Annotated in this window: 10 protein-coding genes; 3 read left to right on the plus strand and 7 right to left on the minus strand. The window is 63.5% G+C overall.

The genetic code is table 11. The features are described from left to right. Positions 1 to 5 precede the first annotated feature (5 nt). The 3 genes from ychF to dgoD all read right to left on the minus strand — a co-directional run bounded on the left by ychF (position 6) and on the right by dgoD (position 3,931). Positions 6 to 1,094 (minus strand): redox-regulated ATPase YchF, encoded by a 1,089-nt coding sequence (gene ychF, locus Pan44_RS08585; protein ID WP_145029183.1) that lies wholly within the window; start codon positions 1,092 to 1,094, stop codon positions 6 to 8. A 158-nt stretch (positions 1,095 to 1,252) separates the two neighbouring features. After that, entirely contained in the window at positions 1,253 to 2,647 is a 1,395-nt protein-coding gene (locus Pan44_RS08590; RefSeq protein ID WP_145029185.1) for an MFS transporter, read from the minus strand. A 105-nt stretch (positions 2,648 to 2,752) separates the two neighbouring features. Further along, complete coding sequence (gene dgoD / locus Pan44_RS08595; protein WP_145034959.1) at positions 2,753 to 3,931, minus strand: galactonate dehydratase; 1,179 nt, start codon at positions 3,929 to 3,931, stop codon at positions 2,753 to 2,755. Positions 3,932 to 4,359: 428 nt separating this feature from the next. Between dgoD and Pan44_RS08600 the strand changes: the two genes are divergently transcribed. From Pan44_RS08600 to Pan44_RS08610, 3 genes are read left to right on the plus strand one after another with little or no spacing between them, the layout of a single operon-like run. Next, positions 4,360 to 5,232: a GntR family transcriptional regulator gene (locus Pan44_RS08600; RefSeq protein WP_145029187.1), complete on the plus strand. Its 873-nt coding sequence runs from the start codon at positions 4,360 to 4,362 to the stop codon at positions 5,230 to 5,232. 42 nt (positions 5,233 to 5,274) lie between these two features. Next, positions 5,275 to 8,541: a DUF1553 domain-containing protein gene (locus tag Pan44_RS08605; RefSeq protein WP_145029189.1), complete on the plus strand. Its 3,267-nt coding sequence runs from the start codon at positions 5,275 to 5,277 to the stop codon at positions 8,539 to 8,541. Between the two features lie 21 nt (positions 8,542 to 8,562). Beyond that, entirely contained in the window at positions 8,563 to 10,008 is a 1,446-nt protein-coding gene (locus Pan44_RS08610; protein WP_197453952.1) for a DUF1501 domain-containing protein, read from the plus strand. Positions 10,009 to 10,123: 115 nt separating this feature from the next. On the opposite strand, the gene Pan44_RS08615 is transcribed toward Pan44_RS08610, so the two are convergent. The 4 genes from Pan44_RS08615 to Pan44_RS08630 form a co-directional block, all read right to left on the minus strand. Continuing rightward, complete coding sequence (locus tag Pan44_RS08615; protein WP_145029193.1) at positions 10,124 to 11,059, minus strand: alkaline phosphatase family protein; 936 nt, start codon at positions 11,057 to 11,059, stop codon at positions 10,124 to 10,126. A gap of 84 nt (positions 11,060 to 11,143) precedes the next feature. Continuing rightward, positions 11,144 to 11,521, minus strand: coding sequence for a hypothetical protein (locus Pan44_RS08620; RefSeq protein ID WP_145029195.1), 378 nt, complete (start codon positions 11,519 to 11,521; stop codon positions 11,144 to 11,146). Positions 11,522 to 11,530: 9 nt separating this feature from the next. After that, positions 11,531 to 12,856, minus strand: a complete 1,326-nt coding sequence (locus Pan44_RS08625; protein WP_145029197.1) for a DoxX family membrane protein — start codon at positions 12,854 to 12,856, stop codon at positions 11,531 to 11,533. An 87-nt stretch (positions 12,857 to 12,943) separates the two neighbouring features. Further along, positions 12,944 to 14,038 (minus strand): FAD:protein FMN transferase, encoded by a 1,095-nt coding sequence (locus tag Pan44_RS08630; RefSeq protein WP_145029199.1) that lies wholly within the window; start codon positions 14,036 to 14,038, stop codon positions 12,944 to 12,946. Positions 14,039 to 14,077: the final 39 nt, after the last annotated feature.

Here is a 14,077-nt window from a genome sequence, read left to right on the forward strand (position 1 = left end):
GTTCGTCAGTTGAACAGGAAGTGGCAGATGTCGCCGTCCTTCATGACGTAGGCCTTGCCTTCGACGCGGAGCTTCCCGGCGGCCCGGATTTCCTTCTCGCCCTTGTACTGTTCCAGGTCTTCGAGCGAATAGATTTCGACGCGGATGAAGCCCTTTTCGAAGTCGGAGTGGATGACGCCGGCGGCCTGCGGAGCAGTCGCGCCGACCGGCACCGGCCAGGCACGCACTTCCTGCTCGCCGGCCGTGAAGTAGCTCTGCAATCCGAGGGTGCGATACGCCTCGCGGGCGAGCACGGCGAGAGCGGGCTCGGTCAGGCCGCTCGCCTCGAGCATCCCCGCCCGGTCGGCTTCGTCAAGCTCGGCAATCTCCGCTTCAAGCTTGGCGCAGACCGGGACGACTCCCGCCCCGACCTTCGCAGCAAACTCCCGAACCTTTTGGACCAGGGGGCCTTCCCCCTTGAGGTCGGTTTCATCGACGTTGGCGACGTACAGGATGGGCTTGGCGCTGAGGAAGCCGTATGAGGCGATGATCTTCTTTTCGTCCTTGTCCCACTCGAGCTTTCGGAGTGGCTCGTCTTTCGCCAGCTGCTCCTTGCACTTCTTGAGAACCGCGACGCGGGCGATCATGTCCTTGTCGCCGCTCTTCGCCGCGCGCTCCGCCTTCGAGAGCGTCGAATCGACCGTCTGCGCATCGGCCAGCAGCAGTTCGATTTCCACGATCTCGATGTCCGACAGCGGATCGACCTTGCCGCTGACGTGGATCACATCGGGATCCTCGAAGCACCGACAGACCTGCAGGATGGCGTCGACTTCGCGGATGTGCGTCAGGAACTTGTTGCCCAGTCCTTCCCCTTCGCTGGCCCCTTTGACGATGCCGGCGATGTCGACGAGCTTGAGCGCCGTCGGGACGAGCTTCTTGGGAACGATGTACTTGCTGATCCGGGCGAGCCGGCCGTCCGGAACAGGGACAATCCCTTCGTTCGGGTCGATCGTGCAGAACGGATAGTTGGCGCTCTGCGCCTGCTTCGACTGCGTGAGGGCGTTGAAAAGTGTGCTCTTTCCGACGTTGGGCAGACCGACGATTCCAGCTTCCATTCCTGTTTCCGACTCGCAAAGAAGAGGCCACGAAACCAGCAGGATATCGACGGCAGGGGCCATCCGTCACCGCATCCGGCCTCGCGCCCGGCTATTCCGCGGAAACTCACCTGGAGATGAGGTTTCCGTCGTCAGCCGCCGGAATCGCCGAACAACGGTCAACTCGCCGGCTCGGGAACTTTATTGAAGATCCCCCGCCGCGGGCAGAAAAACGCCCAGAACAGGCCTCCAAGCAAATACAGCCCCGCAAAGAGCACGAGCACCAGGTTCCAGTTCGAGGTCTGCTCGAACAGCTTGCCGACCAGGATCGGACACAGCGCTACGGCAAAGTTGCCAATCATGTTCACTGCACCCAGCACCTGGGCGACGCGCCCCCCGCTGATGTCGATCACCGCCGCAAACATCGCGGCCCCCGCCAGCGAGGCGAGCATCGTCCCCATCGTCAACAACCCGATGGCCAGTCTCGCGTCCTCGACAAACCAGCTCGCGAGAATCAGCAGGCCGCACGTTCCCATCGCGAACGACGCGACTCCGCTTCGACTGAGTCGCAGGTTCCCGGTTCGCTTCCAGATCCAGTCGACGACGAGGCCTCCGAACAGCCCCCCCGTCAGCGACCCCGCCAGCACCGCGCTCTGCATGTATCCCGATTGCGCGATGGAAACACCGCGCGTCTGCTGCAGGAACGTCGGGAACCAGCTCGCGAAGAACATGTATCCCGCTGCCCGGCAGATCTGCTGACCGTACAGCAGCCAGAGTCCGGGATGGCGGAGCATTGCCCCCCAGTCGGTTGGACCGACGTCGTCGGCCGCCTCGTCCGTCTGCTCGGCTGGACGCCCCGAGAGGATCAACCTCCGCTCGGCTTCGTTCACTCGAGGGCTCAGCTCCGGACGATCACGAAATCGAAAGGCGAAACCGATCGTCCACACGACGCCGGGGATCGAGAAGAGGACGAAGACCCACCGCCAGCTCATGATGCCAAGCAGCTCGCCGGTCAACACGCTGGCGGTCACCGCCCCCAGCTGCATCCCCATCGTCAACAGCCCGCACCCGAACGAGCGTTGCGACATTGGCATCCAGTCTTTGATCGATTTCGTCGACGCCGGGAAGATTCCGGCCTGGGCAACGCCGGTCAGCAACTGCGCGGCAATCAACAGCCAGAACCCGGGCGCGATCGCCGTCGCAAACGTGGCGATCGACCACCCCAGCGCAAAGAGCGACAGCGCCAGGCGAGTTCCGAAGCGATGCGAGAACGAGCCCGTGGGAACCTGGAACAGGGCGTACGTCCAGAAAAACGCTCCCATGAACCAGCCCGACTCGCCGAGCGTCAGCCCCAGGTCGTCACGGATGCGGCTCTCGGCCACTCCCACCGAATTCCGTGTCAGGTAGGCCAGCGCCGCGGCCGTGACGAGCCACGCAATCGCCCCGTAGCGAACGGCGGTAGGCCGCTGATTGGCGCTCGACTCGCCTTGGACCGCAGCGTCGGCTCGTTTCTCAATCACGACTTCCTGGACCGGCATCTTCTGGTCAGGCGCGTCGATTTCATGATTGCGCATCTGAACGGTCCATCCCGGTATTCGCAAAACTCAAGCCATCAGACCGGACAACAGGATTTCAGGAGCGCCCCCTGCCGCCGGTGAACTTCTGATCGCAAACCAGTCTTACCAGTCTCCAACGGCGCCGTCGCGGTAGAACACCCGCTGCACGACTTCCTGCTCGAACGGGTGCTTGCGGATCGCCTCCTCGTTCACCGTCACCCCCAGCCCCGGACGCGTGTTGGCAGTCACCGTCCGTGTTCGCGGATCGATCACGTACCCCTCGTCCACCACTTCCTGACGCCAGGGCACATCCTGGTGCACCGACTCGCAGATGATGTAGCTCGGCTGCGAGAACCCGAACTCCAGCGACGCCGCCGTGCTCACCGGCCCCTGCGGATTGTGAGGAGCCAGCGCAATCCGGTAGGCATCGGCCAGCGCCGCGATCCGCCGGCCTTCCGTGAAGCCGCCGCAGTGGGTCAGGTCGAGCTGGCAGACGTCGCAGCCGCGGGCCGCAAACAGGTCGCGAAACGCCGCCAGGTGCGTCAGCCGTTCTCCCGTGGCGATCGGAGTGGAGACCGCCGCATTGATGGCCGCCAGTCCTTCCAGGCTCTCGGGCCAGCATGGCTCCTCGAAGAAGTACAGGCCATACGGGTCGAGCGCCCTGGCGAACTGCAGGCCCATGGCCGGCGACGGGCGGGCGTGGCAGTCGACCATGATGTCGATGTCATCCCCCACGGCGTCGCGCATGGCCGACACGCAGGCATCGGCCGCCTTCACCGCACGCAGCCCCTCGATCGGCATCGTCGGCGGCACGGCCATCGACTTGAACGCGCTGAAGCCGTCATCCAGCGCCTGGCGGGCGAGGTCGGCGAACTGCTGAGCGTTGTCGACCGGCGTCTCATAGAAGCTTTCGAGCTTGCCCCCTCCCAGGTGGCAGTACAGCCGGATGGAGTCGCGGACCGGCCCGCCCCACAGCTTGTGACAGGGGACGCCATGCACCTTGCCGACGATGTCCCACAGGGCCAGGTCGATGCCGGCGATGGCCGTCGACCGGACGATGCCGTTGCCGTGCCAGAAGTGCTGCCGCCACATCATCTGCCACAGGTATTCGACGCGGGCGGGGTCTTCGCCGATCAACAGTTCCGAGAGGTCTGCGACGGCCCCGACGACGCTGCGGGTATGCCACTCGAGGGTCGCCTCGCCCCAGCCGACCAGGCCCGGCTGGTTGGTGGTGACTTTGACGAACACCCAGTTCCGCATGCGGGCGTGACACACCAGGGTTTCGATGCCGGTAATTTTCACAAGCTGTCCCGGTTGAGGCTGACGCTTTTCGAGGGGAACGGTTCTGGCCATCATTCTTCAGATCGCCCGGGCTTAAACCAGAGTGGAAGGTTCTGGGACGACGGGCGACATGCTGCGTTTCGAACTGGAGAGCGATCCCGGATTCGACTCAGGAGGCGGGCTGCCGGACGAAGCGACCAACGTCCCCGCAAAATTGTCTGAGACACGACAAACAACTGTTCGAATCCGCGACCGGAACTCACCCCCACGCCCCCAAAGGAACCGATGGCGCAGGTCGAACGAACACAACAGTATCGCCATAGACCACTTATGAATATTCCATTGGCGACAGTCGAGCGACTTTGTCCCCAAAAACGCCCTGCATAAGTCCCCGCTTGAAGCCGAATCCTATTTGCTTGTGGCGTCAAAACAAGTATTGTGAGCATGCGATGTCAATGACCGACTACATCCGCAGCGACCTTGCCGTTCGGCTGCGATCGGGCCTGGAGATCCCTGAACCTCTCACCATCGACTCGGTGGCTGAGTGGTACAAGGTGAGCTTCACTCCCGTCCGCACCGCAATCGCCGGGCTCATCGACGAGGGGCTGCTCGTCAAAGCTCCGAACCGCCGCCTGTCGGTTTCATCTCAGGCCGTCCAGCCGGCTGAGACGACCAGTGTCGAACTCCCCAAGCCTCCCCGCGACCACTACGAAGAGATCGTCAGCGACCTCATCCGCGCCAGCCTCCGCGGCGAAGCCGTTTATCTGCGGGAGGAAGTGACGGCCGACCACTACGACATCAGCCGCTCGGCCATCCGCAACGTGTTCCACCGCCTCGCCGGCGAAGGAATTCTCGATCACATTCCCCGCCGCGGCTGGCGGCTGAGAGTGTTTCGTCAGGACGACCTGAAGGCCTACGTCGAGGTCCGTGAAGTCCTCGAGACCAAGGCCCTGGCCCTGGCGTTTCCCCACGTCGATTCCGGGCAACTTGAGCGGATGCTCGCGGCGAATGTCCTCCCCACCACTCCGGACGAACTCCCCCGCATCGACGAGTCCCTCCATTCCTACCTGATCGACCTCTCCGGCAACGCCTACATCAAGGACTTCTTCGCCCGCCAGGGCCGGTACTACGGCCTGCTGTTCCAGTGGGAAGACCACGATCGCGAAGCCGCGATCGAGACCGTGAAACAGCACCGGAAGATCCTGACCAACCTCCTGAACCGAGACATGCGCGCCGCCCAGGTTTCGCTGTCGTACCACATCGTAAATAACCACCCCATCCTCAGCCGGATCAAGGGCGAACGCCCGGACGTCCCCGCCTGAGCAGGCGGACGACCTCGTGACATTGATTCAGCGGTGAATGCCATGCGTGTTTTGCGACAGATCCTGACGAGTGCCGCATGGCTGGCATGTCTCCACTCCGGTTTTGCATTCGCCGACGACCCCGCGGCCAACTATCTCGCCAGGGTGAAGCCGCTCCTCAAGGGGCGCTGCTACGCCTGTCACGGCGCGCTCAAGCAGGAAGCCGGTCTTCGCCTCGATACGGCCAGCCTGATCCACAAAGGGGGAGACTCCGGTGCCGCGATTGCGCCGGGAGATCAGGTCTCTACCAGCCTGCTCCTGCAGCGAGTCTCGTCGACCGACGTCGCCACCCGCATGCCTCCTGAGCACGAAGGGGAGCCCTTCAAGCCGGAAGAGATCGAGCTGCTGAAGCACTGGATCGCCGCCGGCGCCCCGGCCCCTCCGGACGAACAACCCGAGACCGATCCGAAGGACCACTGGGCGTTTCGCGCTGTCGTCCGGCCAGCCGAACCAGCAGTGAAGAACACCGCCTGGGTTCGCAATCCGATTGACGCCTGGATCTCAAACGGGCACGAGCAGCACGGGCTGTCGCCTCAACCCGAAGCATCACGGAGCATCCTGCTGCGCCGGCTGTCGATGGACCTGATCGGCCTTCCCCCCACGGCGGAGGAGCTGGCCGTCTTCGAAGCCGACACTTCCCCCAACTGGTACGAGAACGCCGTCGAACGCCTGCTGGACGATCCGCGCCACGGCGAACGCTGGGCCCGTCACTGGATGGATGTGTGGCGCTACAGCGACTGGTGGGGCCTCGGCGCGCAATTGCGGAACAGCCAGAAGCACATGTGGCACTGGCGCGACTGGATCGTCGAATCGCTGAACGCGGACGTCCCCTACGACGAAATGGTCCGCCTGATGCTCGCCGCCGATGAACTTGCGCCGGAGGATCCGGGGAAGCTGCGGGCAACCGGTTTCCTCGCCCGGAACTACTACATCTTCAACCGCACGAGCTGGATGGACGACGTCGTCACCCATGTCAGCAAAGGACTGCTCGGCTTGACCGTGAACTGCGCGAAGTGCCACGACCACAAGTTTGATCCGATTACGCAGCAGGACTTCTACCGCATGCGTGCCTTCTTCGAGCCATACCACGTGCGGCTCGACATGGTGCCCGGTGAAACCAGCCTCGACCGGAACGGCATCCCGCGCGTGTTCGATGGCCGGCCGGAAACGCCGACCTATCTCTTCACCAGGGGCGATGAAGCCGCGCCCGATCAGTCGAAACCGATTTCCCCAGGCATTCCCGACCTCCTCGCCTTCGACGATCTCGACATCAAACCTGTCGACCTCCCGGAATCGAGCTGGAAGCCCGGCCTGCAACCGTGGGTTCTCGCCAACCATCGAGCCGATGCGACCCGTCGGCTCAAGGCGGCCGAAGACAAACGGGATCAACTCGTGAAGCAGTCGAAACCTTCTCCGACGCCCGCGGTCGACACCCCACCTGTGATCGAGATGTTTGCCGCCCTGGACGAAACCCTTTGGGCCGTGAATGGAACAGGCTGGAGCCAGCAGGCGGGCAAGGTCGAGCAGAAACAGGACGGACAGGTCTCATCCACATTAACCCTGCTCGCGCCCGCGCCTCAGGATTTCGACGCCCACCTGCGGTTCCAGCTTCTGGGTGGATCGCGCTGGCGAAGCGTCATCCTCCGTTTCGATGTCGATCCCGCCCTTGTCTCTGGTTCGGGTGAAGTGCTGGAAGGCCAGCAGGTCTATCTTAGTGGAGCGACCAGCGACTCGAAGCTTCAGGGCTCGTTCATTCAGGCCGGGAAGTCGCACTACCCGGCCGACGCCCGTAAGCCGTTCGTGGTCGAGGTCGGCAAGGAATACACGCTTCAAGTCCAGGCGCGTGGAACCTTGATCAACGCCTCCGTGAACGGCAGACACGTCCTGTCGTGGAGGACGCCCGTCGCCCGGCGTGCCGGCGCCGTACAGATCTCCACGTTCGATGCACTGGCCGTTTTCCACGAGTTCAAATTGTCTCCGCTGGATGCCTCTGTTTCCCTGCTGGAACCGAACGGCTCCCCTGCACTTCCGCTCGAAGAAGAACTGGCCCTGGCGGAATCCGACGTCCGTGTTGCGAAGGCCGATTGGAGACGCCTCGAACTCCAGGCTGCCGCCGTCAGGGCAGGGCACGAGAAACCTGAAGCTCAGGCTCAGGAAGCGAATGTCGCCGCGATTCGCGCCGAGCGCGAACTCGAGGTCGAGAAGGCCCGGCACGATCTCCTCATGGCCGAGCAGTCCCTCAAGCGCGCGCCCGACGACAAGCGGGCCGACGCGGAAAAGAAGCTCGAATCGGCCAGCGCCACACTCAAGCAGAAAACCGAGACGCTTCAGGCAGCGGTCCAGCCGACGGACCAGTTCACCCCTCCGGAGGGCGCGAAGTGGACGGCCACACGTTTTGACTTCACCGGCAAGGACGATCCCGAGGTGGCATTCGCCCGGACGAGCACCGGACGCCGTTCCGCCCTCGCAAGGTGGATCACCGATCGTCGCAACCCGCTCACGGCCCGCGTCGCCGTGAATCACCTCTGGAACCGGCACTTCGGAACGCCGCTGGTGGCAACACCCTTCGACCTCGGCCGCAACACTCCCGATCCCACTCATCCCGAACTCATCGACTGGCTCGCCTCCGAGTTGATGGACAACCAGTGGAGCATGAAGCACCTCCACCGACTCATCGTCACATCAGCGACCTATCGCATGTCGTCGACTCTCGCGCAGGCGGACGAGAAAGCCGCCAGGGATCCCGACAACCGGTACTGGTGGCGTCGGACGCCGATCCGCATCGAGTCGCAGGCCGTCCGGGATGCGATCCTTTCCCTGGCGGGAACGCTCGACCCGACCATCGGCGGGCCGTCCGTTCCAACCAATGAACAAGAAGCTTCGAAACGCCGCAGCCTCTACTTCTTCCATTCGAACAACGACCGGAACCTGTTCCTCACGATGTTCGACGAGGCGGATGTCACCGAATGCTACCGGCGGGAGCAGAGCGTCGTTCCCCAGCAGGCGCTCGCACTCACCAACAGCGCGATCGTCATCGATTCGTCCCGCCAGATCGCCGATCGCATCGCCGCACAGTCAAACGGGGATGTCGATTTCATCAACAGGGCATTCATGCTCATTCTCGCGATCTCTCCGAGAGAAGCGGAGATCGCCGCGAGCCGGAATTCACTCGATCGCTGGTCGAAAGTCGCGAATGGATCCCCCGAGCAGGCGCGCGCGAACCTGGTCTGGATTCTTCTGAACCACAACGACTTCGTCACGCTGCGTTAAGTCACGCTGAAAGGTATGAACATGGCCATCTTTCATCCCCGGCTCCAGCCGCGTCGAACGTTCCTGGCCGACATGGGAATGGGCTTCGCCGGCCTGGCCCTGGGCGCGATGCTGAACCGCGACGGCGTCGCCCGCGCCGATTGGACGCCCCCCGATGGAAAGCCGCATTCGCCTGCCAAGGCGAAGAGCGTGATCTGGCTGTTCATGAATGGCGGCGTGAGCCAGATGGAGAGCTTCGATCCCAAACCGATGCTGACGAAGTACGGTGGCAAGACGATCGCGGAAACACCTTTCGCCGACACCCAGGATCCGAAGAAGCTGGCGCTTGCCAAGGTCTCGGCGCCGGATGCCAACGGGGTCCAGCGGAATACGCTGTATCCCCTGCAGGTCGGATTCCGGAAGCATGGCGAGAGCGGGATCGAAGTCAGTGACTGGTTCCCACATGTCGCCGGACAGGTCGACAAGCTCGCAGTCGTCCGCTCGATGTGGACCACCGACAGCAACCACGGCGCCCAGACCCAGTTTCACAGCGGCCGGCATCTGAACGACGGCACGTTCCCCACGCTCGGCGCCTGGGTGCATTACGGGCTCGGCTCACTCAACGAAAACCTGCCCCAGTTCATCTCGATCGGCACTCGCGAATACTGGAACCGGCGCGACGGGTTCTACCTCGGCCCTGCCCATGATGCGGTCCCCCTGCGGATCGATCCCGCCAGCCCGCTCGACTTCAGCAAGCCGCAACGTCCCCGGCAGCCGGACTCCATGGAAATCGGCCGCGAACTCCTGGGAGAACTGAACTCGCTGCGGGGAGTCGAGTATCCGAACGATCCCGCAATGGCGGCCCGGATCGCGTCGTATGAACTCGCATTCCGGATGCAGACATCCATCCCCGACATCGTCAATTTCTCCGAGGAGACAGCGCAGACACAGTCCCTGTATGGCATCGACAAGCCCCACTGCAAAGAGTTCGGGATGCAGCTTCTCGCGGCCCGCCGGCTCGTCGAGCGAGGCGTGCGCTTTATCCAGATCCAGCATGGCGGCGGCGGAGCAGGGGCCTGGGACGCTCACAGCAAGCTGAAGAGCAATCACGAGGAACTTTCGCTCGCCGTCGATCAGCCGATCGGCGCACTCCTGCAGGATCTGGATCAGCGCGGGCTGCTCGACGAGACCCTCGTGATCTTCTGCACCGAGTTCGGCCGCACTCCAGGCACGCAGGGCGCGGATGGACGCGATCACCACATCTTCGGATTCACCGTCTGGATGGCCGGCGGCGGACTGAAGCGCGGAGTCGTCCACGGCGCAACCGACGAAATCGGCTTTCATGCCGTGGAGAACCGGCACTACGTCACCGACGCCCACGCCACGATCCTGCACCAGCTCGGACTCGACTCGCGGCGGCTCGAAATCCCCGGACGCAAACGGCTCGAAATCGACCACGGAAAGCCGATCCACGAGATCATCGCCTGACAGAACGACGACACGGACGGGAAGCCCGTTCCTGCTCTCGTCAAACCGTGTTCGGAATGCACCGGAACAGCACACGGCCACAACGGCCCTGCCATTTCCGATGCTCCGGGACAGCCTACTCGTTCAGGCCCACAGCCTTGCCGTCGAGCGCCCACTCCGGCCTGGAATCGACTCCCAGGTGCTTGAAGGCCGTCGGCGCCACGTCGACCTGATAAGTCGGGTCCGTGCTGCGCCCCTGCTTCGCGCCCTTCCCGCTGACGATCATGAAGGTCCGGCGGATATCGAAGTTCTTGTGCCCGTTTCCGTGGTCGGTCCCAGTCCCGCCGTGATCGGTGCAGACGATCACCAGCCAGTCCTCGTTCTTCGCGTTCGGTCGGCGGCGGATCGCGGCGAGAGCCTGTCCGATGTGCCCGTCGACACGCTCGATCGCATCGCGGTACTGGACGACCGAAGGATGAAATCCGTGGGCATGTCCGTTTTCATCGACCTGCCCCAGGTAAAGCACGACCGCCGTCGGAGCTTCCTTCCCCAGAAGTTCCACACAGGCGGCCGTCGATGCGGCATCCCCCGTTTCATAGCCGCTCGGGCCTTTGACGTCCGCTGGCGGTGAGAAATCGAGAACGACGTCCCCCCCGCGTGTGATGTGATCGCGAATCGGCTTCCAGTCGCTGAACGAGACCGTCCTGGCATCCGGCCGGGCTTCCTTCAGACGCACGAAAAAGTGCGGAAACTGGTCGTACTTCGGCTCTGTGAACTTGTTGTCGAGCACGCCGTGTTTATCGGGCCAGACACCGCAGAGAAGGTTCGACCACCCCGGCCCGCTGACTGTGTTCGCCGGATTCTTTCGATCGGGCGACACGATGTCGGTCCCTTCGAAGTAAGTCCCGTTCTGGATCAGTGCATCGAGGTGCGGCGTGTCGGCCACGGCCAGCGCATCAGGCCGGCAGCCGTCGATCCCGATGACCAGCACATGCTTGGTCTCGGCCGCCCGCGCCATCGCGGGCATGAGAATCGCGACAAGAAGAAGCAGTCGGGAGTTCAGTGGCAGCATGAGATCAGGACCTCTCCGCGAACGACAGTCCACAAACGACAGGCGCCCCCGCTCGCATCAACTGACGGCGACAGCTTTGTTTCGTCAGTCGGGAAAGAAGATGCGGGCGACACGTCCGTCGGCATCGTACTCAAAACGCACCGTCTCGGAATCGATGTCCGGCAGGACATCCATCTTCAGGAACTGGTGAATCAGCACGCGCACAGTCAGTTCCAGCGACGATATCTCCGAGTAGCACTCACCCCTCATCGACGCCGTCCCGTATGTCATCTGCGGCTGTCCCATGAGGCGGAGAACGTCCGCGCGAGGCTGGCCCACCTGGATCGTGCGCGCGCGGTCTGAGACCGACTCGCTCGTCGCAAACCGCCAGCCCGCAATCGCCACGAGAAGCAACGCGGCCACCACCAGGAACCGACGGCCTCTTCTTCGATATGGCGTCGATCCACTGGCAGGCTCGGTCATGGGCGTGGGCTACTTCGTCGCCGGTGCTTTCCCGCGGCGGAACAGCCACCGAAAAATGCCGTCGAGTCCGAACCACGACCCCGTCGGCATGAACGCGATCGCCAGCAGCGCAATCACCTCGATGAGGTTCTTGTTGACGATGAATGAGTGCTCCGGTCCCGGCGGCTGCGGCACGCCTGGCCACGGCGGGACGACCAGGTAAAACGAAAGCAGCATCGCCGCCCCCGCAACCGCGGCGAGCCGCGTGCACAGCCCGACCAGCAGCAGCGGGCCAAGAATCAGCAATGACCACATTGCCATGTCGCTCGCCTTGGTCAACGGCGTGACTTCTCGCGGGGCCGGACCGCGGCCGAGTTGCTCCCGCGTCAGCATCTTCGTGGCGTCGTCCTTCAACGACTTCTCCAACGCCTTGATTGGACCGGCCAGGCCCGTCCGCTTTGCCTGGATCTTCGCCCAGGTCGCTTCCAGGTGCGCCAGCTCGAAGTCGGTCTTCGCCTTCTTCTCCGCCGCTTTGTAGGCGGCGAGCATGTCCTTGTATTCCTGGATCTCGCCGTACTTGATCATCTCGACCGTCTTGCCGTCGGACCGCTCCGTCCCCATGACGGGCGCATAACGCTGATCCGCCTTCGCGATCACGCCGACCTTGTCCGGGTCACCCTTCAATTGAGCCAGCAGCTTCGATCGATACGGGAGCTTCGAGGCCTGGCTGTCCAGAGTCTCGATCGCGAGATACCACGCCCTGCTGACGTCGTTCAACGCTCCCTCCGGAGCGTTCTCCTTGGCAACGAGTTCCCCCTGTTCATTCCGCTTCAGATCGGACGCGGCAAGCAACAACGTCGTCTCGTCCGGCTTCAGCGGCGTCGAGGCATCAAGCACCAGCTGCTTCCTTGCAGCGTCGTAGGAGAGCTTCGGCCCGCTTCGGAGTTCGTCCCGCACGAAGCGATCCAGTTCCGCCACCTTGGGGGGGAGCTGCGGCAGGCTGACGCGGTAGTCCTTCGGACCAGTCAGCAGCTGATCGAGGGTTGCAACCTGCTTCTCGTTCAGTCCGTAATGCGCAACGAACGTATCGCGCCACCGCGTCCAGCGATTGTTGACCGTGTCGAAGTCGAACCAGCCCAGGTCATCAGGATCGCCCGTCATGTTCCGGAAATGATCCCGGAACGGCCCCTGCGCCGCCTTGAGATAACCTTCCGCCGACCACGGATTCGGCCCCTTCAACTGGTCGTACTTCCACAGCCCTTCGTAAAGAAACTGCCAGCCAATCGAAAGCCGGAGCAGGACGATCAAAATCACCGCTGCCAGCGAAATACGTTTCCAGTCGTTCACCAGTCGCATCCCTCGGCCGCTCCAGGCGCGGCGCCGCTTGAACCTGTTCCACGGGGCGGCCGGAAAAAACGTCGGCGGCCCCGGAAAGTCGAAGCCTCAAGCATCCTCGCTCGCGACGTCCTCCGCAAGGAACACGAGGTCCCGCGGCAGGTTGCACACCACGGGCAGGAGTTCTCCCGAGGAAGACGGAGGAGGTACCAGCAGCGCCCCTACCTCCGGATGTGCCTGGCACCACTCGATGGCGGCTTCCCTCCCCATCACGAAGAGAGCAGTCGAAATCGCGTCCGCATCGGCCGTGCTGGCCGCCAGAACTGTCACTGACAGAAGACCTTCCGCCGGCCAACCCGTCCGGGGATCGAGGATGTGACCAAATCGGCGTCCCTCGTGCCGGAAGTACTGCACGTTCGAGCCGCTTGTCCCCAACCCTGCGTCGTTCAGCAGCACTGTGGCGTAGGAGCCCTCGAGAAACAGTGGATTCTTGAGCGCCACGGGCCAGCCCCCCTGGCCCAGATGGTCCCCCGCCCCGTACACGCTGCTGAACCCGCCATGCACGAGAAAATCGGTCAGTCCCGCTCCGCGAAGCGACTCCGCCGCCCGGTCGACTCCGTGCCCCTTGCCGATCGCCCCCAGGTCGAACGCGAATCCCGCACGCGGAAAACGGATCGTCCTCGCCCCCGCATCGAACTCGATCTTCGCCACCCCCGTCGAAAGCAGCGCCTCGTCGATTTCCGACTGCGTCGGAATTCGTCCCTCACGGCGCGCGGCCCGCCATGTTCGCAGCAGCGCCCCCGTGGCCGGGTCAAACGCGCCATTCGTCTCCAAGCTCAACTTCCGGGCGCGGTCGAGGAAATCAAAGAGTTCCTGCGACACCTCCACCGGCCCCTCCGCCGCGTGAAAGTTGACCTGCGAGATTTCACTTTCCGCCCGGTAGACCGTCAGCTGCGACTCGACGTCGTGGACCACCTCGAACGCATCGGACGCCTTCATCACCTGGTCCGGCGGACCGGGATTCATGATCACGTTCCACGGGCAGGCCATCGCCTGCGTCTCGAGCCGGATCGTGTCCCCGGCCATCGGAACCCGCTTCTCTTCCGTGATACGGTCCGCAATCACGTCCCCCGCCGCCTCGACCACGCGACGGGCCGAGCGTCCAGACAGAAAATCACGACGGGAGGGGGAAGGGGTCGACATGCTCCGATTGTAGAGCAGTCGTCAGCGTCCGCAGCGCAT

This window comes from Caulifigura coniformis, assembly GCF_007745175.1.
GTDB classification, from domain to species: domain Bacteria; phylum Planctomycetota; class Planctomycetia; order Planctomycetales; family Planctomycetaceae; genus Caulifigura; species Caulifigura coniformis.

What these genes read in the sequence shown, in the direction of transcription:
- Pan44_RS08600 (WP_145029187.1), top strand. Translation starts at nt 4,360, where the DNA reads ATGTCAATGACCGACTACATCCGCAGCGACCTTGCCGTTCGGCTGCGA.
- Pan44_RS08605 (WP_145029189.1), top strand. Translation starts at nt 5,275, where the DNA reads ATGCGTGTTTTGCGACAGATCCTGACGAGTGCCGCATGGCTGGCATGT.
- Pan44_RS08610 (WP_197453952.1), top strand. Translation starts at nt 8,563, where the DNA reads ATGGCCATCTTTCATCCCCGGCTCCAGCCGCGTCGAACGTTCCTGGCC.
- Pan44_RS08615 (WP_145029193.1), bottom strand. Translation starts at nt 11,059, where the DNA reads ATGCTGCCACTGAACTCCCGACTGCTTCTTCTTGTCGCGATTCTCATG.
- Pan44_RS08590 (WP_145029185.1), bottom strand. Translation starts at nt 2,647, where the DNA reads ATGCGCAATCATGAAATCGACGCGCCTGACCAGAAGATGCCGGTCCAG.
- Pan44_RS08620 (WP_145029195.1), bottom strand. Translation starts at nt 11,521, where the DNA reads ATGACCGAGCCTGCCAGTGGATCGACGCCATATCGAAGAAGAGGCCGT.
- Pan44_RS08630 (WP_145029199.1), bottom strand. Translation starts at nt 14,038, where the DNA reads ATGTCGACCCCTTCCCCCTCCCGTCGTGATTTTCTGTCTGGACGCTCG.
- Pan44_RS08625 (WP_145029197.1), bottom strand. Translation starts at nt 12,856, where the DNA reads ATGCGACTGGTGAACGACTGGAAACGTATTTCGCTGGCAGCGGTGATT.
- ychF (WP_145029183.1), bottom strand. Translation starts at nt 1,094, where the DNA reads ATGGAAGCTGGAATCGTCGGTCTGCCCAACGTCGGAAAGAGCACACTT.